Below are 21869 nucleotides of genomic sequence, written 5' to 3'. Positions count from 1 at the left end.
CCTGGGACAAAAGGCGAGGCGAGCAGGACCGCTGGAGATCGAGCGCCGCGCAGGCGGCGCTCGATCTCAAGGGCACCGGAAAACTTCCGACATGCCCGAAAGAGGCGTAGATACCCCTGCATCGCGAGCAAGCTCGCTCCTACATGGCTTTGACTTTCCTGCCGCTCAAGGCCATTCCGACCCCACCCAACACCACCACCGACGTCCCCACCAACCGCAACGACAGCGGCTCGCTCAACAGCATCACCCCGCCCAGCGCGGCGATCACCGGCACGCTCAGTTGCAGGGTGGCGGCCTGCTGCGCGCTGATCTGCTTGAGCACGCCGTACCACACGGCATATCCGGCGCCAGATGCGAGGACGCCGGAACCAAGGGCGTAGAGCAGGCCAGGGACGCTGATGTTGGCGTGACCAGCGAAGACGGCAGCCCCGGCGGGGATCAGTAACAGCGGCAGGCTGCGCAGGAAATTTCCGGCGGTGTCGGCCAGTGGATTGGTCGAGCCTTTGCCGATCAGTGAGTACGCGCCCCAGGCGATGCCGGAAATCACCATGATCAGCGCGCTGGCCGCCGCGGGAGCGTTGGCGCCGGGCAGCAGCAGGGCGATCAGCCCGGCGAAGGCGATCAGCATGCCCGCCAGCACCCGCGGCTGGACGCGGTCACCCTTGAGCCAGGAGCAGGCGAACATGGTGATCTGCACCGCGCCGAACAGGATCAACGCGCCCACGCCCGCGCCCAGTTGCACGTAGGCGATGGAGAACAGCCAGGCGTAAAGGAACAACGCCACTCCGCCTTTCCAGTGGCCGCCCACGGATTTTCCGGGTTGGCGCCACCTGACCAGGCACAACAGAAACGCCGCGCCGCTCGCCAGGCGCACGGCGGTAAAGGAATGGAGATCGATTCCGCCGCTGACCAACGCCAGGCGGCAGAACAGCGAGTTGGCGGCAAAGGCCAGCAGGGCAAAGGCCGCGGGGCCGATCCAGGTGCTGCGTGTGGGCAGTGCGAGCGCTTTCGTCGTCTTGTTGTTATTCATCTCAACGGCTCGTTGTGTTGCGTTGAATGCATCAAATTTTTGTTTTGTAAGCGTCTGGTGCAATTCATATCGCGCAACGGGGAAGTTTACAAAGCAGTTTTTCCGGGCCGTCGGCGTCGGTTGCCGTGGGTAGTGCTTTGGTCGTGGGGGGACGGTTGGACTGGGCGCGGGGCTGAAAGGGCCGGTGCGTCTGTATGGCGAGCGGAACAGGAATCTGTGTCTGACGCTCGGCGCGACGGGGTGTCAGCATCGAACACTTCGACCAAGGTATGAGTGATGAACGGGATTCCCGGCGATATCGATTTTTCAGGGCTTGTGGTGCGCCGGCTCGGCCGGGAGGACCGCGAGATGATTTGCGCGCACCGTGAGGCGATGTTTCTCGAGGCGGGGGGCGATCCGGTGACGCTGACGCGAATGACCGAGCACTTCCGGCCCTGGCTGGAGCCGCGGCTGGCGGACGGTCGTTACTACGGCTTCGCGCTGGTGGATGGTGGGCGACCGGCGGCGGCGATCGGCTTGATGAGTCTCGACTGGCCACCGCACCCGGCACATCCGGAGTGCGATCAGCGGGGCTATGTGCTGAATGTGTATGTCGAGCCAGGCTTTCGACGGCGCGGATTGGCGTCGAAATTGATGCGGCTGGCGGAGGCGGAGTTTACCCGGCGAGGGCTGGGCTTTGCCGTGCTGCATGCGACCGAGGCGGGAAGGCCGGTGTACGCGGGATTGGGTTGGGCGGCGACGGCGGAGATGGCGAAGGTGTTGGGCTAGTCTTCGCGACGGCTCGGTGTCCCGCGCCGTCGCGAATCTGGATCACGCCAATTCAACCCGGCTCGGCAAATTTCCCGGTATCGACCGGCGTCGGTACGAATTCCTGGCCCTGGCCGGAAACCCTCCATCTGACATTGGCGATGCCATAGCGCTCGGCCATGGGGCGGCTGACTTTCTTGATCTTCTGCTGACCAAAACGCGGGATCACACCCACCCCGGCATCGCAGCTCGCCCAGTGCCAGGCCTCGACGTTGTCCATGTGCTCAAGACGGATGATGAATGAGCGTTGCTTGCCCTGAAGCTCGTAGTCGATGACATACAGTTGCGGTCCTGCCATTGAAATCCCCTCCTTTGTTTCTGCCCATGAGCCAGGGACTCACGGGTCATTTCACGTTCAAAGCGGTGCGCGGCAGGCGTTCTAGGCCGATGCCTGGCCGCGGAAGGCTTTTTTGTACTCGGCCTTCATCGCTTCCATCTGGGCACCCAGCTCCTCCAGCTTCGCCTTGCCCAACAGCTTGCGGGCCTGCGGGAACATCTCTTTTTCCTCTTCCTCGATATGGTGCTCGAGCAGTTCCTTGACCACTTTCACCCGACCGGAAAACTCCGGAGTGCCAGGGTCGGTGTGCTTAAGGTCGGGCAACACCAGGGAGTCCACGGTGCGGTGCTCTTCCTTGGCTTCGTAGTACATGACGTCCTGTTCCTTGCCGCCCTCGGACTTGAACGCGGGGTAGAGGATTTCTTCTTCGAGCTGGGTGTGCAGGGTGATTTCCCGCTCCAGTTTGGCCAGCAGTTCGGTGCGTTTTTTGACACCGCGCTCGGTGGAGTCGCTCAGCTCGGCCAGCAGGGCCTTGACCCGTTCGTGATCGCCTTCCAGCAGGTCGATGGCATTCATGGTTTTCTCCAGGCATAAGGTGCGCGCCGGCAACGGTGGCGTCGGCGCTGAGTTATCCCTGGGGATATTGCGAAAGCCGTGCCGCTTTTGGCTGAGGGGTTATCTATTGAAAATCATGGGCTTACAGATAGATGGCGAAGTGCCGCGTCTGCAATTTGCATGACCGACCGCTTGGTCACCGTGCAAAGTGCGGCGCTCGGTCCGCTCGATCAGGCGCTCAAGGCGGGGAGTTGACGGCTCATCAAGGCGGCGGCGGTGGGGGTGAGCAGGGTGGCGGTGAGCGCGTCGCGGCGGACCCATTTGCAGGCGACGATTTCGTTGTCGGCCACCGCGTCGGCGTAGTCGCCGAGCTGGGTGGTGAAGATGTGATGCACGACCCCGTCGACCTCCAGGGTGCAGAGCTGCAACAGGCCGAGGCTGCGAATGCGGGTTTCTTCTTTCAGCTCGCGGGCGGCGGCTTCGACGGGCTGCTCGCCGGACTCGATGGTGCCGCCGGGGAAGTTCCACTTGCCGCCCTTTTTGCGCACCAACAGGACCCTGCCGCTGCGCAGGCAAATGATGGTGGCTCTGGCCTTGAGGCTTCGGCGGTTTTTTCCTGGCATTGGCGTGTCCCGTTAGGTGAATTTCCGGGACGGGATGTTGCTCGCACGTCAAGCACAACCCCGTCTTCTGTCGAGACTTTCTCTGAGGATAGCGAGTTCAAACGGATTGACACTATTGTGAGCGACAGAGGGCAGGTCCATTCGCGACAGCCGGCGCCCAGCGCAGACGCCTCGCCGCCGGATTGCTAACCTGTAGCGACTTTTCCCACGGACCTTTTCCCATGTCATTGCGCGCCCTGCGAACCCTGGTTGCCATCGCTCAGCACGGCTCGTTCGCCCGCGCCGCCGAGGCGGTGCACCTCACGCAATCGGCGGTGAGCCTGCATATCCGCGGCCTTGAGGAAGAGTTCAACGCGCCGCTGTTCGACCGCTCGCGGCGCTTGCCGGTGCTGACCGAGGCCGGGCACCTGGCGCTGGAGCGGGCGCGGGAAATCCTCGCGCTGTACGACAGCATCGCCGCCGAACTCGGCGAAGACGGCGAATTGCGCGGGCGTTTGCGGGTGGGGGCGATTCACACCACGCTGGCCGGGATTCTGCCCAAGGCCCTGGCCGCGCTGAGTGCCGAGCACCCGCATTTGCGGGTCAACGTCGCCTCGGGCATGTCGGCCGAACTGGCGACGCGGGTCGAGGCGGGCGAGCTGGACGCGGCGGTCACCACCGAGCCGGTCAAACCGCACCCGTACGGCTTGGTCAGCACTTCGTTGTACGAGGAAGGGTTCTGGATCATTGCGCCGCTGGCGTTGGCGCAGGTCGAGCCGCGGCGCTTGTTGCAGGAGCAGCCCTTCATCCGTTTCGACCGCCGGGCCTGGGCCGGCCGCACCATCGAGCGGGAGTTGCGGCGTTTGCGCCTGCGGGTGCGGACCACCATGGAGCTGGACAGCCAGGAGGCGATTATCCAGATGGTCGCCAGCGGTCTGGGGGTGTCCATCGTGCCGTCGTCCCGGCGCAACCTGGAACGTCTTGGCCTGTTGGCCCTGATGCCGTTCGGTGATCCGCAACGGACCCGCCAGGTGGTGTTGATCGAGCGCGAAGACCGGCCGAGGGGGCGGCTGGCGACGGCTCTGGCCCAGGCGGTGCGCCGCCAGGCTGCGCTGACCGATGAGTAAAACTTGAGGATGGCTCAAGAATTCATCGTTTTTAATCAAGCATCCGGGTCTTTATCGTAGCGCTCATCCCTTGGCGCCCCGGAGTGCGCGATGACCCTTTCCCTGCTGTTGGCGCTGTTGCCCATCGCGCTGCTGATCGCCCTGGGTACCTGGCTGCGCCACAGTCAGTTTCTCGCCGACGGCTTCTGGCCCCAGGCCGAGCGCCTGGGTTACTACGTGCTGCTGCCGGCGCTGTTTCTTCACGGCCTGTCCACAGCCAGGCTCGATGGCGTGCCGGTGCAAGGCATGGTGCTGGCGCTGGTGTCGTCGACGGTGCTGGTCGCGGCGCTGCTGGTGGCGTTGCGGCGGTGTTTCAGTGTCGATGACGCGGCGTTCACCTCGGTGTTCCAGGGCGGCGTGCGGTTCAACAATTACGTGGGCGTTTCAGCGGCGGCCGGCTTGTTCGGGGCGCAGGGCATCGCCCTGGCGGCGGTGGCTAACGCGGCCATCGTGCCGACCGTGAATATCCTCTGCGTGCTGGTGTTTGCTCGTTACGGCACGGCGGGGCGGCTGTCGTTGGGCGGGGTGGTGAAGCAACTGGCGTTGAACCCGCTGTTGATGGCCTGCGCCGGCGGCATCTTGCTGCATGTCACCGGGTTGGGCTTGCCGCTGGCGATCGAGCCATTGCTGAAGACGCTGGGCCAGGCCTCGCTGCCGCTGGGCCTGCTGTGCGTGGGCGCGGCGCTGGACCTGCGCGCGGTGCGCAGTTGGCTGCGCCCGGTGGGATTGTCGTCGGTGGCGAAATTCATGGTCATGCCGCTGATCACCCTCGCGGCCTGCCACCTGTTCGGCCTCAAGGGCGAGGCGGCGGTCGCGGTGTTGCTGTTCCAGGCGCTGCCGACCGCCTCATCGTCCTACATCATGGCCCGGCAACTGGGCGGCGATGCGCCGCTGATGGCGGGGATCATTGCCGGGCAGACGTTGTTGGCGGCGCTGGCGTTGCCGTTGGCGGTGAGTGTGCTGCTGCCCTGGATCTGAGGGGGCGGGTGGGGCCAGAATGGCCGATTCGCCTGAGAGGACGCTGTTATGAATCCCGCACCCACCACGCTTATCCGCGAAACCTTCCCCGTCGGCCCTTTGCAGTGCAACTGCACGATCATCGGTGATCCTGTGACGAAGAAAGCGATTGTCGTCGACCCGGGCGGCGACCCGGACCTGATTATCAAACGCCTCGACGCCCACGGCCTGAAGGTGGTCAGCATCATCCACACCCACGCCCATCTCGATCACTTCCTGGCGTCCGGGCAGTTGAAAGAGAAGACCGGCGCCACCCTGCACCTGCACAAGGACGATCAGTTCTTGTGGGACAACCTCGAGATGCAGTGCCGCATGTTCGGCGTGCCCTATGTCCCGGTCCCTTCGCCGGACCGCTGGCTGGCGGATGACGAGGAACTGGCCTGTGGCTGCGGCGTGGCATTGCACACGCCAGGGCATACGCCGGGATCGATGAGTTTCTGGTTCGCCGACGCCAAGCTGTTGATCGCGGGCGATACCTTGTTCCGTCGTGGAATTGGCCGCACTGATTTGTGGGGCGGCGACCAGGCGACTATCGTTCGTTCGATCAGAGAGCGGTTGTACAGCCTCGACGAAGAGGCGACGGTGGTTGCCGGGCATGGTCCCGACACCCGCCTGGGCGAGGAAATGCGCCAGAACCCGTTCGTACGGGCCTGATGCCCGCGGGGAATTTTTCCACCCGGCCGCGTTCCAAGGCTGGCAGAGGACCAAGAGCGTCCGTTGCCTATACGAATTACTGCAGGAGCTTGTCCATGTTAACCATGCGTCGTTTGATTATCGTCGCTACCGCCGCCGCCCTGATGTCCGGCTGTGCCAGCCAGAATCCCTATGACAACCAGGGTCAGGCACAAGGCTCCACAGGGATGAGCAAAACCGCCAAGTACGGCGGCCTGGGCGCACTGGCCGGCGCCATCGCCGGTGCCGCCATCGACCACAACAACCGCGGCAAGGGCGCGCTGATCGGCGCCGCCGCAGTGGGCGCCGCCGCCGCGGGCTACGGCTACTACGCCGACCGCCAGGAAGCCGCGCTGCGTGAAAGCATGGCCAACACCGGCGTTGAAGTTCAGCGCGAGGGTGACCAGATCAAGCTGATCATGCCGGGCAACATCACCTTCGCCACCGACTCGGCGAACATCGCCCCGAGCTTCTATTCGCCGCTGAACAACCTGGCGAACTCGTTCAAGCAGTTCAACCAGAACACCATCGAAGTCGTCGGTTTCACCGACAGCACCGGCAGCCGCCAGCACAACATGGACCTGTCGCAGCGTCGCGCGCAGGCGGTCAGCACTTACCTGACTTCGCAGGGTGTTGATTCGTCGCGGGTGAGCGTGCGCGGCATGGGCCCTGACCAGCCGATCGCGAGCAATGCCGATGCCAACGGGCGGGCGCAGAACCGTCGGGTCGAGGTGAATCTGAAGCCGATTCCCGGGCAGAATTATCAGTGATTTTCGCGACGGTTCGGCGCCCCGACAAGCTCGCTCCTACAGGGACATGCAACACCTGTAGGAGCGAGCTTGTCGGGGTGCCGAACCGTCGCGATGCTCTCAACGCGATTTCAACTTTTCCAACCGCCCATCCTTCACTTCCCACAACCGGTTGATCCAGCGCTGGAACTCCGCCCGGTACACCTCATCCTGGTCATAGCTGCGACCGAGGAAATCCTCTGGAATCGCCAGTTCCTCGAACTGCACGACGATCCGCCGCACCCGTCCGCACAACAGATCCCAGAACCCCGGCGCGCCCTCGGGGTAGTGGATGGTCACGTCGATGATCGACTCCAGTTGGTCACCCATCGCATCCAGCACGAAGGCAATGCCGCCGGCCTTGGGCTTGAGCAGGTGCTTGAACGGTGATTGCTGCTGGCGATGCTTGGCCGCGGTGAAGCGGGTGCCCTCGGCGAAGTTGAAGATCGCCGTGGGCTTGCCGCGGAATTTCGCGCAGGTCTTGCGGGTGGTTTCCAGGTCCTTGCCGCGTTTTTCCGGGTGCTTGTCCAGGTACGCCTTGCTGTAGCGCTTCATGAACGGAAAGCCCAGCGCCCACCAGGCCAGGCCAATCACCGGCACCCAGATCAGCACCTGCTTGAGAAAGAATTTCAGCGGCCGGATGCGCCGGTTGAGCACGTATTGCAGCACCAGGATATCGACCCAGCTCTGGTGATTGCTGGTGACCAGGTAGCTGTGCTGGTAGTCCAGCCCGGCCAGGCCCTCGACCTGCCATTGGGTGTTGCCGATCAGATTGATCCAGGCGTTGTTGTTGCTGATCCAGGTTTCGTGGATACGCCGCATCAGTTCGTCGGTGATCCGCTGCGCCGCCGCGAACGGCAGGCACAGCTTGAACAGGCTGACGATGAACAACGGCGTGCAGCAGACAATGGTGTTGAGCCCCAGCAGCAGTGAGGCGATGACTCCGCGCACTGGCGCGGGCAGGGAAGCGAGCATGGGTCAGTCGTCCATCGAGCGGTTGGCCTGGATTGCGGTCAGGGCGATGGTGTAGACGATGTCGTCCACCTGGGCGCCCCGCGGCAGGTCGTTCACGGGTTTGCGCAGGCCCTGCAGCATCGGCCCGAGGCTGACGCAATCGGCGCTGCGCTGCACCGCCTTGTGGGTGGTGTTGCCGGTGTTCAGGTCGGGGAACACGAACACCGTGGCGCGACCGGCCACCTGGCTGTTGGGCGCCAGTTGCCGGGCGATGTCCTGGTTGGCGGCGGCGTCGTACTGCAACGGGCCGTCGATCAGCAGGCCGCGCTGGGTTTCCTGGGCGAGCAGGGTCGCTTCGCGGACCTTTTCCACTTCTTCGCCGCTGGCCGAATCACCGCTGGAATAGCTGATCATCGCCACCCGCGGCGCGATGCCGAAGGCTTCGGCGGAGTCGGCGCTCTGCAGGGCGATTTCCGCCAGTTCCGCGGCGCTCGGGTGCGGGTTCATCACGCAGTCGCCGTACACCAGCACCTGCTCGGGGAAGAGCATGAAGAACACCGACGACACCAGGCTGCAGCCCGGCGCGGTCTTGATCAGTTGCAGCGCGGGGCGGATGGTGTTGGCGGTGGAATGGACCAGCCCGGAAACCAGGCCGTCCACTTCGTCCAGCGCCAGCATCATGGTGCCGATCACGACCGGGTCTTCCAGTTGCTGTTCGGCCATCGGCGCGTTCAGGCTCTTGCTCTTGCGCAGGCTGACCATCGGTTCGACGTAGCGTTCGCGGATCAGGTCCGGGTCGAGAATCTCCAGACCCTCCGGCAGGGTGATGCCTTGGGCGCGGGCCACGGCCTGGACGTCATCCGGCTTCGCCAGCAGCACGCAACGGGCGATGCCGCGGGCCTGGCAGATGGCGGCGGCCTGCACGGTCATCGGCTCGGCGCCTTCGGGCAGGACGATGCGTTTGTCGGCGGCCTGGGCCTGCTGGATCAGCCGGTAGCGGAACACCGCCGGCGACAGGCGCATCTCCCGCGGCGTGCCGCAGCGCTGGTGCAGCCAGTCGGCTTCGAGGTGGCTGGCGACGAAGTCGGTGATGATTTCCGCACGCTCGCGGTCATCCACCGGGATTTCCTTGTTCAGGCCGTTGAGCTGGTTGGCGGTGTCGTAGGAGCCGGTGCTCACCGAGAGGATCGGCAGGCCGGCGAGCAGGGCGCCCTGGCAGAGTTCGAGGATGCGCGGGTCGGGCTTGCTGTCGCTGGTCAGTAACAGGCCGGCCAGCGGCACGCCGTTGATCGCCGCGAGGCTCACGGCGAGGATGATGTCGTCGCGGTCGCCGGGGGTCACCACCAGGGTGCCGGGCTTGAGCAACGGCACGGTATTGGCCACGGTGCGGGCGCAGATGATGATCTTGTTCATGCGCCGGGTTTCGTAGTCGCCAGCGTTGAGCACCTGGGCGCCGAGCAGGTCGGCGACGTCACGGGTGCGCGGGTCGTTGAGCCCTTCCTGGAACGGAATGCAGCCGAGCAGGCGGAAGTCGCCGCTGCGCAGCAACGGCGAGTGCTCGCGCAGGCGGCGGGCGAACTCGGTGATGCTGTCGTCGCTGCGCACCTTGTTGAGGATCACGCCGAGGACTTTCGGGTCCTTGGGGCCGCCGAACAGTTGCGCCTGCAACTCGACCCGGCCGGACAGCTCGGCGAGCACGTCGTTTTCCGGCGCGGAGACCAGGATCACCTCGGCGTCGAGGCTCTTGGCCAGGTGCTGGTTGACCCGCGCGGCATAGCTGGCGTGCCGGGTCGGGACCATGCCTTCGACCACCAGCACGTCCTTGTCGACGCAGGCCTGTTGATAAAGGGTGATGATTTCTTCGAGCAATTCATCCAGTTGGCCGTCGCCGAGCATGCGCTCGACATGGCCCAGGCTCAGTGGCTTGGGTGGCCTCAGGCCGTGGGTGCGCGAGACGAGTTCGGTGGAGCGTTCAGGGCCGGTGTCGCCGGGGTGCGGCTGGGCGATCGGCTTGAAGAAGCCGACCTTCAGGCCCGCCCGCTCCAGCGTGCGGACCAGGCCGAGGCTGATGGAGGTCAGGCCGACGCCGAAGTCGGTCGGCGCGATGAAAAAAGTCTGCATGCGAGCTTCTCGAAATGAGCTGTGCAAAAGAGTCAATTGACAAGGGTATCGCTATCGACCCCCTGAGCGCACCAGCCGCAGGCAAAAGGCTGGCCAATGCGGCGTTGACGCTCGGCGGCGTCGAGCACCCAGGCCCGCGATTGCCACGGCGGCTGGTGGCGCAGGTGCTGGGTGTGAGCGCAGGACAATTCGGCCACCCAGTGGCCGTCTTCGTCCTGATGAAACCCGGTAATCCGGCTGACCCGTTTGTCCGGGTTGCGTTCGCTTTCAGGCGAGGCGTTGGTTACACTTGCTCGCTCAACATTCTTATGCAAAAGGTCTCGCCCCATGCTGATTGCCGCCAATAAGGCTGTCTCCATCGACTATACCCTGACCAACGACGCTGGTGAGGTCATCGACAGCTCCGCCGGCGGCGCCCCGCTGGTGTACCTGCACGGTGCCGGCAACATCATCCCGGGCCTGGAAAAAGCCCTGGAAGGCAAAGGCGCCGATGAAGAGCTGGACGTCACCATCGAGCCGGAAGACGCTTACGGCGAATACCTGGCCGAGCTGGTCAGCACCTTGAACCGCAGCATGTTCGAAGGTGTCGACCAACTGGAAGTTGGCATGCAGTTCCACGCTTCGGCGCCGGATGGCCAGATGCAGATCGTCACCATTCGCGACCTGGACGGCGACGACGTTACCGTCGACGGCAACCACCCACTGGCTGGCCAGCGCCTGAACTTCAAGGTCAAGGTCGTCAGCATCCGTGATGCCAGCGAAGAAGAAATCGCTCATGGCCACGTCCATGGCGAAGGTGGCCATCACCACTGATTTTCTGCGCTAAGCTCAGAAAGTCGCGAAGGCGCCTTGGCCCTTCCGTCGTGCAACCCGCAAGGGGGCATGCGGCAGGCCGGGCGCCTTTTTAGTGGGCCGCATCCGTGCGGTGACCGGCAGGGATCTGTAGAGGGGAGTACGTCATGAGTGCATTTCACGACCTGAAGTTGCAGGCATTGGACGGCAAGGAACTGTCCTTGGCGCCGTTCAAGGGGCAGGTGGTGCTGGTAGTCAATGTCGCCTCCAAGTGTGGTCTGACACCGCAATACGCCGCGCTGGAAAATCTCTATCAGCAGTACAAGGGCAAGGGCTTCAATGTGCTGGGCCTGCCGTGCAACCAGTTCGCCGGGCAAGAGCCGGGCAGCGAGGCGGAGATCGCCGAGTTCTGCAGCCTCAACTACGGCGTGAGCTTCCCGCTGGGCAGCAAGCTGGAGGTCAACGGGCCGCATCGGCATGCGCTGTATCGGCTGCTGGCGGGCGAAGGCGCCGAGTTTCCGGGGGACATCACCTGGAACTTCGAGAAATTCCTGGTGGGCAAGGACGGGCGCGTACTGGCGCGCTTCTCGCCGCGGACCGCGCCGGATGATCCGACGGTGGTGCAGGCGATCGAGAAGGCGCTGGCCTGAGTCCTTGCTGGCCTTGGGGCGCCGAACCGCAGCGATGAGGCCCCCAGGACCACCATCAGACCTTTACCGCAAAATCACCCAAATCAATAGTACTGGGCCCTCCCTCAACCCCACCCTATCCTCAAGCGCTCTTGCCACCCCACGGAGCGCCACATGTCCGCCAACCCACTGTTCACCCCCTTCCAACTGGGCGCCCTGGAGCTGCCGACCCGCGTGGTCATGGCGCCGATGACCCGCACCTTCTGCCCCGGCGGCGTGCCCCACGCCCAAGTGGTGGACTACTACCGTCGCCGCGCCGCGGCCGGTGTCGGCCTGATCATCACCGAAGGCACCACGGTCGGGCACAAGGCTGCCAATGGCTACCCGAACGTGCCGCGTTTCTATGGTGAAGACGCCCTGGCCGGCTGGAAGAAGGTGGTCGACGCCGTGCACGCCGAGGGCGGGCGCATTGTTCCGCAACTCTGGCACGTGGGCAGCGTGCGCCGCATCGGCACCGAGCCGGACGCCAGCGTGCCGGGCTATGGCCCGAGCGAGAAACTCAAGGATGGCCAGGAAGTGGTCCACGGCATGAGCCACGAGGACATCCAGGACGTCATCGCCGCCTTCGCCCAGGCGGCCCGCGACGCCAAGGCCATCGGCATGGACGGCGTGGAAATCCACGGCGCCCACGGTTACCTGGTCGACCAGTTCTTCTGGGAAACCAGCAACCGCCGCGACGACGAATACGGCGGCGACCTGGCCGGCCGTTCGCGCTTCGCCATCGAACTGATCCAGGCCGTCCGTGCCGCCGTCGGTCCGGATTTCCCGATCATCTTCCGCTTCTCGCAGTGGAAGCAGCAGGACTACACCGCGCGCCTGGTGACCACGCCCGAGGCGCTGGAGGCTTTCCTCAAGCCGCTGTCCGACGCCGGCGTGGACATTTTCCATTGCTCGACCCGGCGCTTCTGGGAGCCGGAGTTCGACGGTTCGCCGCTCAACCTGGCCGGCTGGACCCGCCAGCTCACCGGCAAACCGACCATCACGGTCGGCAGCGTCGGGCTCGATGGCGAGTTCCTGCAGTTCATGGTGGACACCGACAAAGTGGCGCAGCCGGCCAGCCTGGAAAACCTGCTGCAGCGCCTGAACAACGAGGAGTTCGACCTGGTGGCAGTCGGCCGTGCGCTGCTGGTGGACCCGGATTGGGCCGCCAAGGTACGCGATGGCCGCGAAGCCGAGATCCTGCCGTTCAGCCGTGAGGCGCTGACGAGCCTGGTTTGACCAACACGCTCCGGTCGCTGTGGGCCGTCTGCTCGGGATGCAGCGGCTCGCAGGCATCGCGCAGGTGTTCTTCGAACTGTTCGATGATCGTCGGCCAACCCTGACGGCTGGCGTGCTGGCGGGCATTGAGGCGGACCCGACGAAGGGTCTCGCGGTCCTCCAGCAGCCAGCAGGCGGCGTCGATGAAGGCGGCCGCGTCGCCGGGCATCGCCAGCGCGCCGTTATGGCCGTGGCGGATATGCTGGCCCGCCGCGGCTTCGTCATAGGCAACCACGCCCAACCCTGACGCCAGCGCCTCCAGCACCACATTGCCGAATGTCTCGGTCAGGCTCGGAAACAGAAAGATATCCCCAGAGGCATAGTGCTCGGCCAGGTGTTCGCCGCGTTGCGGGCCGCAGAACACCGCATCCGGCAATTGCTCCTGCAACGCCGCCCATTGCGGGCCGTCACCGACGATCACCAGGCGCATGCGCCGCTGTGGATACTTTTGCTGCAACACCTCAAGGGTGCGTCCGAGCATGCCCAGGTTTTTCTCCGCAGCCAGGCGACCGACGTAGAGCAGGGCAATATCGTGTTCGCCCAGATCCCACTGGTCGCGCAGGGCCGGGTTGCGTCGTGCCGGGTTGAACAGACAGCCGTCGACGCCGCGAGACAGCAGCGTCAGGCGTTCGAAGCCGCGGCGTTCCAGGTTCAGGCGTTGGCTCGGGCTGGGCACCAGGGTGCTGTGGGTGCGGTGATGGAACCAGCGCAGGTAGTGCGTCAGGGCGCGGGCCAGCAAGCCCAGGCCGTACTGGCTGGAATACTGCTGGAAATTGGTGTGGAAGCCGCTGACCACGGCAATTCCCAGGCGCCGCGCGGCACGCAAGGCGCTCAGGCCCAGCGGGCCTTCGGTGGCGATGTAGAGCACGTCCGGACGGTCCCGCCGCCAGCGTCGCAGCAGCTTGTGCATCGACACTTGTCCCCACTGCAACCCCGGATAACCAGGCAGCGGCCAGCCGCGGCAGAGCAGTTGGTCACTGTCGGCCTGCCCCGGCGGGTCATCGCTTTGCCGCGGGCGCACCAGCTCGACCCGGTGGCCGCGCTGGCGCAGGCCTTCGCTGAGGCGACCAAGGGTATTGGCCACGCCATTGATTTCCGGTGGGAAGGTTTCACTGATTAGGGTGATATGCAGCGGGAGTGTTGTCATGATGGCCAGTCTCCGGCGACCAAATTGCGCCGGTATGACATTCTGGTGACGTATCCGTGACGCCCGATCCCTAGCGTTTCCGGACCGCGAAATATTCCCGGTTTTACTGCTCAAGAATGGCCACCTGTCAGCCGATAAAAGCGACATTCCGAATGACGATTTCGCTCCAGGAGAGCGTTGATGTTCAACAGCAAATTGAAAAAAGAAGTTCTCGAATTACGCGAAGAACTGATGTCCCTGGAACAGGTAAAAGGCAGCCTCGACAGTGAAATGCTGGTGCTTCAACTAGACCCCAACGGGCGCATCGAGTCGGTGAATGGCAACTTCGAAAGAGAGATGCTGTACAACAGTTCGCAACTGCTAGGTCGGCATATCGAGGAGATCGTCCCCGATCACGTCAAACCGCTGGATTTCTATCAGCGCATGCGCCATGCGATCAACCGTGCTGAACACCTCAACGGTGCTTTCCGCCTGCTGCGGGGCAATGGCGAGGAAGCCTGGTTGCGTTCGATCCTGCAGCCGGTGAAAAACAGCGATGGCCGCGTCAAGTATTTCACCCTGCACTCCAGCGACCTGACCCGCACCATCGAAAGCTCCCGCGAGCACGAAAGCCTGATCAAGGCACTCATGCGCTCCACCGCGGTGATCGAGTTCAACCTCAATGGTGAGGTGCTCAGCGCCAACGACCGTTTCCTGCGCACCATGGGCTACACCCTTGAGCAGGTGCGCGGCAAACATCACCGTATGTTCTGCGAGCCGGAAGAGTACAACTCCGCCACCTACCAGGCGTTCTGGGAGAAGCTGCGTCGCGGTGAATTCGTCGCCGAGCGCTTCAAGCGCATCGATGCCCATGGCCGTACCGTGTGGCTGGAGGCCTCGTACAACCCGATCATCGACGCCCATGACGTGCTCTACAAAGTGGTCAAGTTCGCCACCGTGATCACCGAGCAGGTCAACCAGGAAAACGCGGTCGCGCAGGCGGCCGATATCGCCTACAGCAACTCGGTCGCCACCGACGAGAGTGCACGTCGTGCCACTGAAGTCGTGACCCAGACCGTGGAAGTGATGCGCGGGCTGGAAACCTACATGCAGGACGCCGCCAGCGGCATCGAAGCGCTGGACAAGCAGTCGCAGATCATCGGTTCGATCATCAAGACCATCAGCGACATCGCTGGCCAGACCAACCTGCTGGCGCTCAACGCCGCCATCGAGGCAGCCCGCGCCGGCGAGCAGGGCCGCGGCTTTGCCGTGGTTGCCGACGAAGTCCGCCAACTGGCCTCGCGTACCAGCAGCGCCACCGAGGAAATCGCCCGCGTGGTGCAGCAGAACGAGCAACTGGCCAAGGCCGCGGTGGACATCATCGACAGCAGCAAGCGTCAGGCCGAACAGGGCCTGGCCCTGGCCGGGCAGACCGGCACGGTGATCGTCGAGATCCAGGACGGCGCGCAGAAGGTGGTGAATGCGGTAGGACAGTTCTCCAACCAGCTCAAGTAAGGGCGGGAGAACAGAACGATGGCCGGTGCGCAAGGCACCGGCCATGACGGGGATCAGGTGCGCTCGCGCACCCAGAACAACGTGGCGCCAGCCACGGCGGCCGGCATCATCAGGATATTCACGAACGGAATCATCAGCGCCAGGTAGGTAATCCCGCCAAACCCCAGCGATTGCCAGCGTTTTTGCCGCAGCCAGGCGAGCATGTCCTGCCAGCTCATTTTGTTGTTGTCCGCGGGGTAGTCGATGTACTGGATCGCCATCATCCAGATCCCGAACAGCAGCCACAGCGGCGCGGCAACGATGTTCACCACCGGAATCAGCGACAGAATGAACAGCGCCAGCGCGCGCGGCACGAAGTAGCCGAGCTTGCGCATTTCGCGGCCCAGGGTGCGCGGCACCATGGCGGTCAGTTCGCCCCAACTGAAGGGCGGGAATTCATCCTTGCCACGCAGCACCACCTCGACCTTTTCCGCGAGAAAACCGTTGAAGGGGGCGGCGATGATGTTCGCCAGCAAGGTGAAAGTGAAGAACACCATCAGCGCCACCAGGACCACGAACAGCGGCCAGAGCACATAGCTGAGAAAGCTCAGCCAGTGCGGCAGGGTGGGCATCAGTGCATCGACCCAGAGGCTGAACTGATGGCCGGCGAGATAGATCAGGCCGACGAACAACAGCAGGTTGATCGCCAGCGGCAGCAGCACGAACAACCGCAATCCGGGGCTCAGGACCAGTTTCAGGCCCTCGCGCAGGTACTGTGGACCGGAAAGGACAGGGGCTTGCATATAAGGCTCCGAGCGATGGAAAACGCGCCGACCTTACCGAGTTTGCCGACGCGACGAAAGCCGCCTGAAAGCGGCGCAACGGGCTGTAACAAATCCTCGGAAAAGTCGCCCATAGGAAAAGAACCACGCGATGAAGGGCTATATAGAGCAAGTCTATAAGGTGGATTGTTTAAGGATATTTCCTTAATCTTTGCCCCCTCGCTACAGTGCGCACATTCTTTTTCAACGCCTTCGAATCCCTGCTTTTCAAGGAGTTCCCATGAGTATTCTGGTCAACAAGCAAGCCCCTGATTTCGATGCGGCGGCGGTGTTGGGTGACGGTTCGATCGTCGACAGCTTCAAGCTCTCTTCCCTGCGCGGCAAATACGTCGTGCTGTTCTTCTGGCCGCTGGACTTCACCTTTGTCTGCCCGTCGGAAATTATCGCCCACAACAACCGCATCGGCCGTTTCCGCGAGCTGGGCGTTGAAGTGGTTGGCGTGTCCATCGACTCGCAGTTCACCCACCACGCCTGGCGCAGCACGCCGGTGGAGAAGGGTGGCATCGGCGAAGTCGAGTTCACCATGGTCGCCGACGTCAAGCACGAGATCACCCGTGCTTACGGTGTCGAGCACGATGACGGCGTGGCGCTGCGCGCTTCGTTCCTGATCGACCAGCAAGGCGTGGTCCAGCACCAAGTGGTGAACAACCTGCCGCTGGGTCGCGAAGTCGACGAGATGATCCGCCTGGTCGAAGCCTTGCAATTTACCGAGCAGCATGGCGAAGTCTGCCCCGCCGGCTGGCGTCCGGGCCAGAAAGGCATGAAGGCTGACGCCAAGGGCGTCGCCGACTACCTGGCGGAAAACGCCAAGAGCCTGTAAGGCTTCGCTTCAACGGTTTTCAGGACCTGCAGCCATAAGCCTTCCCCAAGTGCTTTGCAGGTTCTTTTTTATTCCCGCCGGTGATTCCGGCGTTACGGGGCCGGCAATGCATCGCCGGCCCGACAGGAGCGTGTCATGTCTGAAGTACGTCATTCGCGAGTCATCATCCTCGGTTCCGGCCCTGCCGGTTACAGCGCTGCTGTCTATGCCGCCCGTGCCAACCTGAAGCCGCTGCTGATCACCGGCATGCAGGCTGGCGGCCAGCTGACCACCACCACCGAAGTCGACAACTGGCCGGGCGACCCCCATGGCCTGACCGGCCCGGCGCTGATGCAACGCATGCAGGAACACGCCGAGCGTTTCGAGACCGAAATCGTCTTCGACCACATCAATGAAGTCGCGCTGCAGCAGAAGCCGTTCACCCTCAAGGGCGACAGCGGCACCTACACCTGCGACGCACTGATCATCGCCACCGGTGCCAGCGCGCGTTACCTGGGCCTGCCGTCGGAAGAAACCTTTATGGGCAAAGGCGTTTCCGCCTGCGCGACCTGCGACGGTTTCTTCTACCGCAACAAGCCGGTCGCCGTGGTCGGCGGCGGCAACACCGCTGTTGAAGAAGCGCTGTACCTGGCCAACATCGCCAGCAAAGTGACCCTGATCCACCGTCGCGAAACCTTCCGCGCCGAGAAGATCCTGATCGACAAGCTTCACGCCCGGGTTGCCGAAGGCAAGATCGAGCTCAAGCTCAACGCCACCCTGGACGAAGTGCTGGGCGACAACATGGGTGTCACCGGTGCCCGCCTGAAGAACAACGACGGCAGCTTCGACGAGATCAAGGTCGACGGCGTGTTCATCGCCATCGGTCATACCCCGAACACCTCGCTGTTCGAAGGCCAGCTTGAACTGAAAGACGGCTACATGGTTGTGGCCGGCGGCCGTGAAGGCAACGCCACCGCCACCAACATCGAAGGCGTGTTCGCCGCTGGCGACGTGGCCGACCACGTCTACCGTCAGGCGATCACCTCGGCCGGTGCCGGCTGCATGGCCGCGCTGGATGTCGAGCGCTACCTGGATGGCTTGCAGAACGCTTCGTTCTGATCGAAAAAAAACCGCGAAGGGCCTGATGGCGCTTCGCGGTTTTTTTTGCCCGCAGTTTGTCAGTAGACCCGCTCAAGCCCCGTTGCAGACTCCTTGCCACGCTTGCGGCAGACGAAAATCCCCACCAGCGACACCGCCATTGCCAGCACCAGCGTGCTGGTCGCTTCGGCACGATGCTCCGGCGTTACCACCAGCACGGCCAGCGCCGCCGAGATAAACACAATCACGCCATAGGTCAGCCACGGAAACAGCCACATCTTCAAGGTGAGGGCATTGCCGTGCAGGCGCCGCATGCGCAGTTGAGAGATGGCGATCGCCAGGTACACCAGCAACGCGATCGCGCCCGAGCTGGACAGCAGAAAGTCGAACAGGCTGGCCGGTGCGAAGTGATTCAACGCAGCGATAAAGGCACCGACCGACGCCGTGATCAGCACCGCCGTGCGCGGCACGCCGTTGCCGGAGGTTCGCGCCGCCACCGCGGGCGCATCGCCGCGACGGGCGAGGGAGTACAGCATGCGCGAGGCGATGTAGATCGAGGAATTCATGCAACTGGTCACGGCCACCAGCACCACCAGGTCGACGATCAGCTTGGCATGGGGAACGTCCAGCAGTTCCAGTGCCCGCTGGTAGGAACCGACGGTTGCCAGTTGCGGATCGCTCCACGGCACCACGGAAATCACCACCATGATCGACAGCAGGTAGAACACGCCGATGCGCCAGATCACCGAGCGGGTGGCCTTGGCGATGTTGCGCGAAGGCTCGCCCGACTCGGCCGCGGCGATGGTCACCGACTCGGTGCCGATAAAGCTGAACATGATAGTGATGAACGCGCCGACCACCGCCGCCATGCCGTTCGGCGCGAAGCCGCCATGTTCCTGCATCAGGTTGATGAGCCCCGCGCCTTCATGGGCGGGCACCCAGCCGCTGAGCGCCATGGCGCCGAAGCCGATGAACAGGACGATCGCGGTGACCTTGAGCAAGGCGAACCAGAATTCGAACTCGCCGTACTTCGCCACGCCGAACAAGTTGGTGATGCTCAGCAAGACCACCGAGGCCAGCGCATAGATCCAGGTGTCCACCCCGGGGAACCACTGGTTGAGGATATAGCCGGCCGCCAACGCCTCGATCGGCACCACCAGCACCCAGAACCACCAGTACAGCCAGCCGATGGTGAAGCCAGCCCAGGGGCCAATGGCTTTTTCGGCGTAAGTGGAGAAGGAGCCCGTGTCCGGGTTGGCCACGGCCATTTCCCCGAGCATCCGCATCACTAGGACCACCAGCGTGCCGGCCGCCAGGTAGGCCAGTATGACCGCGGGACCGGCCGCGGCAATCGCGTGCCCGGAGCCGACGAAAAGCCCGGCGCCGATGATGCCGGCGATGGACAGCATGGTGACGTGACGAGGTTTGAAACCGTTGGACAGTTGTCCGCCGCTGGAGTCGTTCAGGCTCGACATACTCTGCTCTTTTGAAGGGATTATTGGAGGCAGAGACGAAGCGACGCCGCGAAGCGTTAGGGAATCTGATGAAGCCGCTTCAAGGGACGTGCCTCTACGCGTGTTGTCATGGGCCGGGTCAGGCGTTCCGGCGGGAATACCTTACCTTGAGCGGTTGCGGGGGAATTGACCCGGTTGCGTCCCGGGGCTGTCGGATTACGACATGGGGGAGGGCGGGCATGGAGAACCCTATGGGAGCTGGCAAGCCAGCTTCCCACAGGGGGGAATTCCGGGATGGATTACAGGCTCAACCGCATCGACAGGTCCACCGCCTTCACATCCTTGGTCATGGCGCCAATGGAGATGTAGTCCACGCCGGTTTCGGCGATCACCCGCAGGGTGCTTTCGTTGACGCCGCCGCTGGCTTCCAGCTTGGCGCGGCCGGCGGTCAGGCGCACGGCCTCGCGCATTTCATCGAGGCTCAGTTCGTCGAGCATGATGATGTCGGCACCCGCCGCCAGCGCTTGTTGCAGTTCGTCCAGGCTTTCCACTTCGACTTCCACCGGCTTGCCCGGGGCGATGCGCCGTGCGGCGGTGATCGCTTCGGCAATGCCGCCGCTGGCGGCGATGTGGTTTTCCTTGATCAGGAAGGCATCGAACAGGCCGATGCGGTGGTTGTGGCAGCCACCGCAGGTGACGGCGTATTTCTGCGCCAGGCGCAGGCCAGGCAGGGTCTTGCGGGTGTCGAGCAGACGCACTTGGGTATCGGCGACTTTGTCGGCCAGCGACTGGGCATGGGTCGCCACGCCGGACAGCAGTTGCAGGAAGTTCAGCGCGCTGCGCTCGCCGGTCAGCAGCGAGCGGGCCGGGCCTTCCAGATGGAACAGTGCCTGGTTGGCGAGGGCACGCTCGCCGTCCTGGACCTGCCAATGCACCGCGACCCGCGGATCGAGCTGGCGAAAGACCGCATCGACCCACGCCGTACCGGCGATGACGCAGTCTTCGCGGGTAATGATGGTGGCCTTGGCCAGACGTTCAGCGGGGATCAACTGGGCGGTGATGTCGCCGTTGCCGACGTCTTCCAGCAACGCGCGGCGCACGTTGGCTTCGATTTCGGCAGTCAGATCGGCGAGGCGTAGGTTCGGCATGACAGGCTCCACAAGCTAAGTGGCGGGATTATAGGGCAGGCCGGGTGGCGCGTGCAGCAAACGGCGACGGCGGCGGCGTGGCGCGCCTTTGGTCGGGAGGGTTGAGCCTTTCACGCCGTGACCGGGTCTACAGATGGCTGCTCTCACGCCTGCCAATCACTGGCGGACAGGGAAACTTTTCAAGATAATGCGCGCCTAATATTTGGCGTCATGGCTTTGACGATTATCCAAATCCACCTTGCAAGGAGTCCGGGATGCCTAAAGACGGGAAGGTGCTGCTGTTCCGAAGCGCCGCCAGCCAGGCGTCGCCTGCGCCACTCGCTCGTCTGCCGGTCGCCCTCCTGCATGTGCGTGACAAGGCCGCGCTGCAATTGCGCCTGGCGTTGCAGGCGTTGTTCGATAACGCCGACGACACCCTGTTCGAGATGGCCGACAAAGCCGCCAGCAGCAAGGATCAGAACCTGCTTTTCGAAGCCATGCGCGACCTGCGCCACAAGCGCAACAGCATCGAGCGCGGTTTTCTCGACAGCTTCTATGCCGCCTTCATGGAAGTCGGCCACGGCGATCCGCTGGCCGCGCTGCCGGCGCGCACCCCGGCCCACGACACCCTGAGCCTGGTCGCCCGCGACGAGCTTGAGCGGACGGTGGCGGTGGACGCCATGGTCGCCCGGGTGCTGGCCAGGGACGGTGTTGCCCTGGGCCAGTTGACCCTGCGCTTGAACAGCCTACTGGAGCAGCCGCTCAACGACCGCAACAACCCGCTGGGGCCGACCCTGCTGTGTGAATACTTCCTGCGTGCCGGGCGCAGCCTTGGCGTGGGGATCAAGGTCAAGCTGATCCTGCTCAAGCTGTTCGAGCGCTATGTGCTGCGCGAGGCCGACCAGTTGTACGGCGAGGCCAACCAGTTATTGATCGCCACCGGCATCCTCCCTGAACTCAAGGCCCTGCCCCGGCGCCGCGCCCAGGACCACGCGGTGCTGGAGACGCGCGCCCCGGCCAATGAGACGGACAATCCGGCCGGTGAGGTCGATGCCAACACCCAGGCCGTGTTCTCGTCCTTGCAGACCCTGCTGTCGCCCGAGCGCGGGCGTCTGGCGCCGCGCCGCGCGGCCGGGCTGCCGCCGCGGCCCATGAAAACCCCCCCCCAGGTTCGGGTGTTTTGACCCCAGCAAAAATAAGTG

23 protein-coding genes and 1 pseudogene are annotated in these 21869 nt (G+C 63.9%); 13 read left to right on the top strand and 11 right to left on the bottom strand.

From position 1 onward, the window contains the following. Positions 1-139: 139 nt before the first annotated feature. The gene (locus tag NTD82_RS22330; protein ID WP_262130268.1) at positions 140-1030 is read right to left on the bottom strand and encodes a DMT family transporter; all 891 of its coding nucleotides are present in this window, start codon (positions 1028-1030) and stop codon (positions 140-142) included. Between the two features lie 276 nt (positions 1031-1306). On the opposite strand from NTD82_RS22330, the gene NTD82_RS22325 reads away from it, so the two are divergent. Then, positions 1307-1798 (top strand): GNAT family N-acetyltransferase, encoded by a 492-nt coding sequence (locus tag NTD82_RS22325; RefSeq protein WP_262130267.1) that lies wholly within the window; start codon positions 1307-1309, stop codon positions 1796-1798. Between the two features lie 52 nt (positions 1799-1850). Here the strand turns inward: NTD82_RS22325 and NTD82_RS22320 are convergent, their stop codons facing one another. From NTD82_RS22320 to NTD82_RS22310, 3 genes are all read right to left on the bottom strand, one after another. Next, the gene (locus NTD82_RS22320; protein ID WP_262130266.1) at positions 1851-2135 is read right to left on the bottom strand and encodes a DUF6555 family protein; all 285 of its coding nucleotides are present in this window, start codon (positions 2133-2135) and stop codon (positions 1851-1853) included. A gap of 81 nt (positions 2136-2216) precedes the next feature. After that, on the bottom strand, positions 2217-2690 hold the full coding sequence (locus NTD82_RS22315; RefSeq protein ID WP_095158590.1) for a hemerythrin domain-containing protein: 474 nt from the start codon (positions 2688-2690) through the stop codon (positions 2217-2219). Between the two features lie 209 nt (positions 2691-2899). After that, positions 2900-3292: an NUDIX hydrolase gene (locus NTD82_RS22310; protein WP_262130264.1), complete on the bottom strand. Its 393-nt coding sequence runs from the start codon at positions 3290-3292 to the stop codon at positions 2900-2902. Positions 3293-3513: 221 nt separating this feature from the next. On the opposite strand from NTD82_RS22310, the gene NTD82_RS22305 reads away from it, so the two are divergent. The 4 genes from NTD82_RS22305 to NTD82_RS22290 all read left to right on the top strand — a co-directional run bounded on the left by NTD82_RS22305 (position 3514) and on the right by NTD82_RS22290 (position 6896). Beyond that, complete coding sequence (locus NTD82_RS22305; protein ID WP_262130263.1) at positions 3514-4398, top strand: LysR substrate-binding domain-containing protein; 885 nt, start codon at positions 3514-3516, stop codon at positions 4396-4398. 90 nt (positions 4399-4488) lie between these two features. Next, positions 4489-5415: an AEC family transporter gene (locus NTD82_RS22300; protein WP_262130262.1), complete on the top strand. Its 927-nt coding sequence runs from the start codon at positions 4489-4491 to the stop codon at positions 5413-5415. Between the two features lie 48 nt (positions 5416-5463). Continuing rightward, complete coding sequence (locus NTD82_RS22295) at positions 5464-6108, top strand: MBL fold metallo-hydrolase (protein WP_095158586.1); 645 nt, start codon at positions 5464-5466, stop codon at positions 6106-6108. 95 nt (positions 6109-6203) lie between these two features. Further along, complete coding sequence (locus NTD82_RS22290; protein WP_262130261.1) at positions 6204-6896, top strand: OmpA family protein; 693 nt, start codon at positions 6204-6206, stop codon at positions 6894-6896. A 99-nt stretch (positions 6897-6995) separates the two neighbouring features. On the opposite strand, the gene NTD82_RS22285 is transcribed toward NTD82_RS22290, so the two are convergent. The 3 genes from NTD82_RS22285 to NTD82_RS22275 are packed head-to-tail and all read right to left on the bottom strand — an operon-like array spanning position 6996 to position 10348. Next, positions 6996-7889: an acyltransferase gene (locus tag NTD82_RS22285; protein WP_262130260.1), complete on the bottom strand. Its 894-nt coding sequence runs from the start codon at positions 7887-7889 to the stop codon at positions 6996-6998. Positions 7890-7892: 3 nt separating this feature from the next. Further along, a complete protein-coding gene (pta, locus tag NTD82_RS22280) occupies positions 7893-9989 on the bottom strand; it encodes a phosphate acetyltransferase (RefSeq protein WP_095158583.1) in 2097 nt (698 codons plus the stop codon). Between the two features lie 32 nt (positions 9990-10021). After that, positions 10022-10348 (bottom strand): DUF3565 domain-containing protein, encoded by a 327-nt coding sequence (locus NTD82_RS22275; RefSeq protein ID WP_110972707.1) that lies wholly within the window; start codon positions 10346-10348, stop codon positions 10022-10024. On the opposite strand from NTD82_RS22275, the gene NTD82_RS22270 reads away from it, so the two are divergent. The 3 genes from NTD82_RS22270 (at position 10317) to NTD82_RS22260 (ending at position 12688) form a co-directional block, all read left to right on the top strand. Then, entirely contained in the window at positions 10317-10802 is a 486-nt protein-coding gene (locus tag NTD82_RS22270; RefSeq protein ID WP_095158582.1) for a peptidylprolyl isomerase, read from the top strand. The genes NTD82_RS22275 and NTD82_RS22270 overlap by 32 nt on opposite strands. A gap of 146 nt (positions 10803-10948) precedes the next feature. Continuing rightward, entirely contained in the window at positions 10949-11431 is a 483-nt protein-coding gene (locus NTD82_RS22265; RefSeq protein ID WP_095158581.1) for a glutathione peroxidase, read from the top strand. 153 nt (positions 11432-11584) lie between these two features. Next, a complete protein-coding gene (locus tag NTD82_RS22260) occupies positions 11585-12688 on the top strand; it encodes an NADH:flavin oxidoreductase (RefSeq protein WP_262130259.1) in 1104 nt (367 codons plus the stop codon). Here the strand turns inward: NTD82_RS22260 and NTD82_RS22255 are convergent. Then, positions 12657-13874: a glycosyltransferase family 4 protein gene (locus NTD82_RS22255; RefSeq protein WP_262130258.1), complete on the bottom strand. Its 1218-nt coding sequence runs from the start codon at positions 13872-13874 to the stop codon at positions 12657-12659. The genes NTD82_RS22260 and NTD82_RS22255 overlap by 32 nt on opposite strands. Positions 13875-14054: 180 nt before the next feature. Here NTD82_RS22255 and NTD82_RS29485 point away from each other — a divergent pair. Further along, positions 14055-14831, top strand: a pseudogene (locus NTD82_RS29485) (PAS domain-containing protein); the annotation flags it as partial. 108 nt (positions 14832-14939) lie between these two features. Further along, positions 14940-15368 (top strand): methyl-accepting chemotaxis protein, encoded by a 429-nt coding sequence (locus tag NTD82_RS29480; protein WP_371864332.1) that lies wholly within the window; start codon positions 14940-14942, stop codon positions 15366-15368. Between the two features lie 53 nt (positions 15369-15421). On the opposite strand, the gene cysZ is transcribed toward NTD82_RS29480, so the two are convergent. Further along, positions 15422-16150, bottom strand: coding sequence for a sulfate transporter CysZ (cysZ, locus tag NTD82_RS22245; RefSeq protein WP_262130256.1), 729 nt, complete (start codon positions 16148-16150; stop codon positions 15422-15424). Between the two features lie 259 nt (positions 16151-16409). Between cysZ and NTD82_RS22240 the strand changes: the two genes are divergently transcribed. Together NTD82_RS22240 and trxB are read left to right on the top strand one after the other, a co-directional pair. Further along, a complete protein-coding gene (locus NTD82_RS22240; RefSeq protein ID WP_095158576.1) occupies positions 16410-17009 on the top strand; it encodes a peroxiredoxin in 600 nt (199 codons plus the stop codon). 135 nt (positions 17010-17144) lie between these two features. Next, positions 17145-18107, top strand: coding sequence for a thioredoxin-disulfide reductase (trxB, locus tag NTD82_RS22235; protein WP_095158575.1), 963 nt, complete (start codon positions 17145-17147; stop codon positions 18105-18107). Positions 18108-18166: 59 nt separating this feature from the next. Here trxB and NTD82_RS22230 read toward each other — a convergent pair whose 3' ends face one another. Together NTD82_RS22230 and nadC are read right to left on the bottom strand one after the other, a co-directional pair. Further along, the gene (locus tag NTD82_RS22230) at positions 18167-19561 is read right to left on the bottom strand and encodes an amino acid permease (protein WP_262130255.1); all 1395 of its coding nucleotides are present in this window, start codon (positions 19559-19561) and stop codon (positions 18167-18169) included. A gap of 278 nt (positions 19562-19839) precedes the next feature. Next, complete coding sequence (gene nadC / locus NTD82_RS22225; protein WP_095158573.1) at positions 19840-20688, bottom strand: carboxylating nicotinate-nucleotide diphosphorylase; 849 nt, start codon at positions 20686-20688, stop codon at positions 19840-19842. A 254-nt stretch (positions 20689-20942) separates the two neighbouring features. Between nadC and NTD82_RS22220 the strand changes: the two genes are divergently transcribed. Continuing rightward, a complete protein-coding gene (locus NTD82_RS22220; RefSeq protein WP_315974969.1) occupies positions 20943-21851 on the top strand; it encodes a DUF1631 family protein in 909 nt (302 codons plus the stop codon). Positions 21852-21869 lie beyond the last annotated feature (18 nt).

The organism is Pseudomonas sp. 5P_5.1_Bac1 (genome assembly GCF_025466015.1).
In the GTDB taxonomy this organism is placed as follows: domain Bacteria; phylum Pseudomonadota; class Gammaproteobacteria; order Pseudomonadales; family Pseudomonadaceae; genus Aquipseudomonas.
The sequence above is the reverse complement of the archived record's forward strand: the minus strand, read 5'-3'. Positions and strand labels throughout refer to the sequence as shown.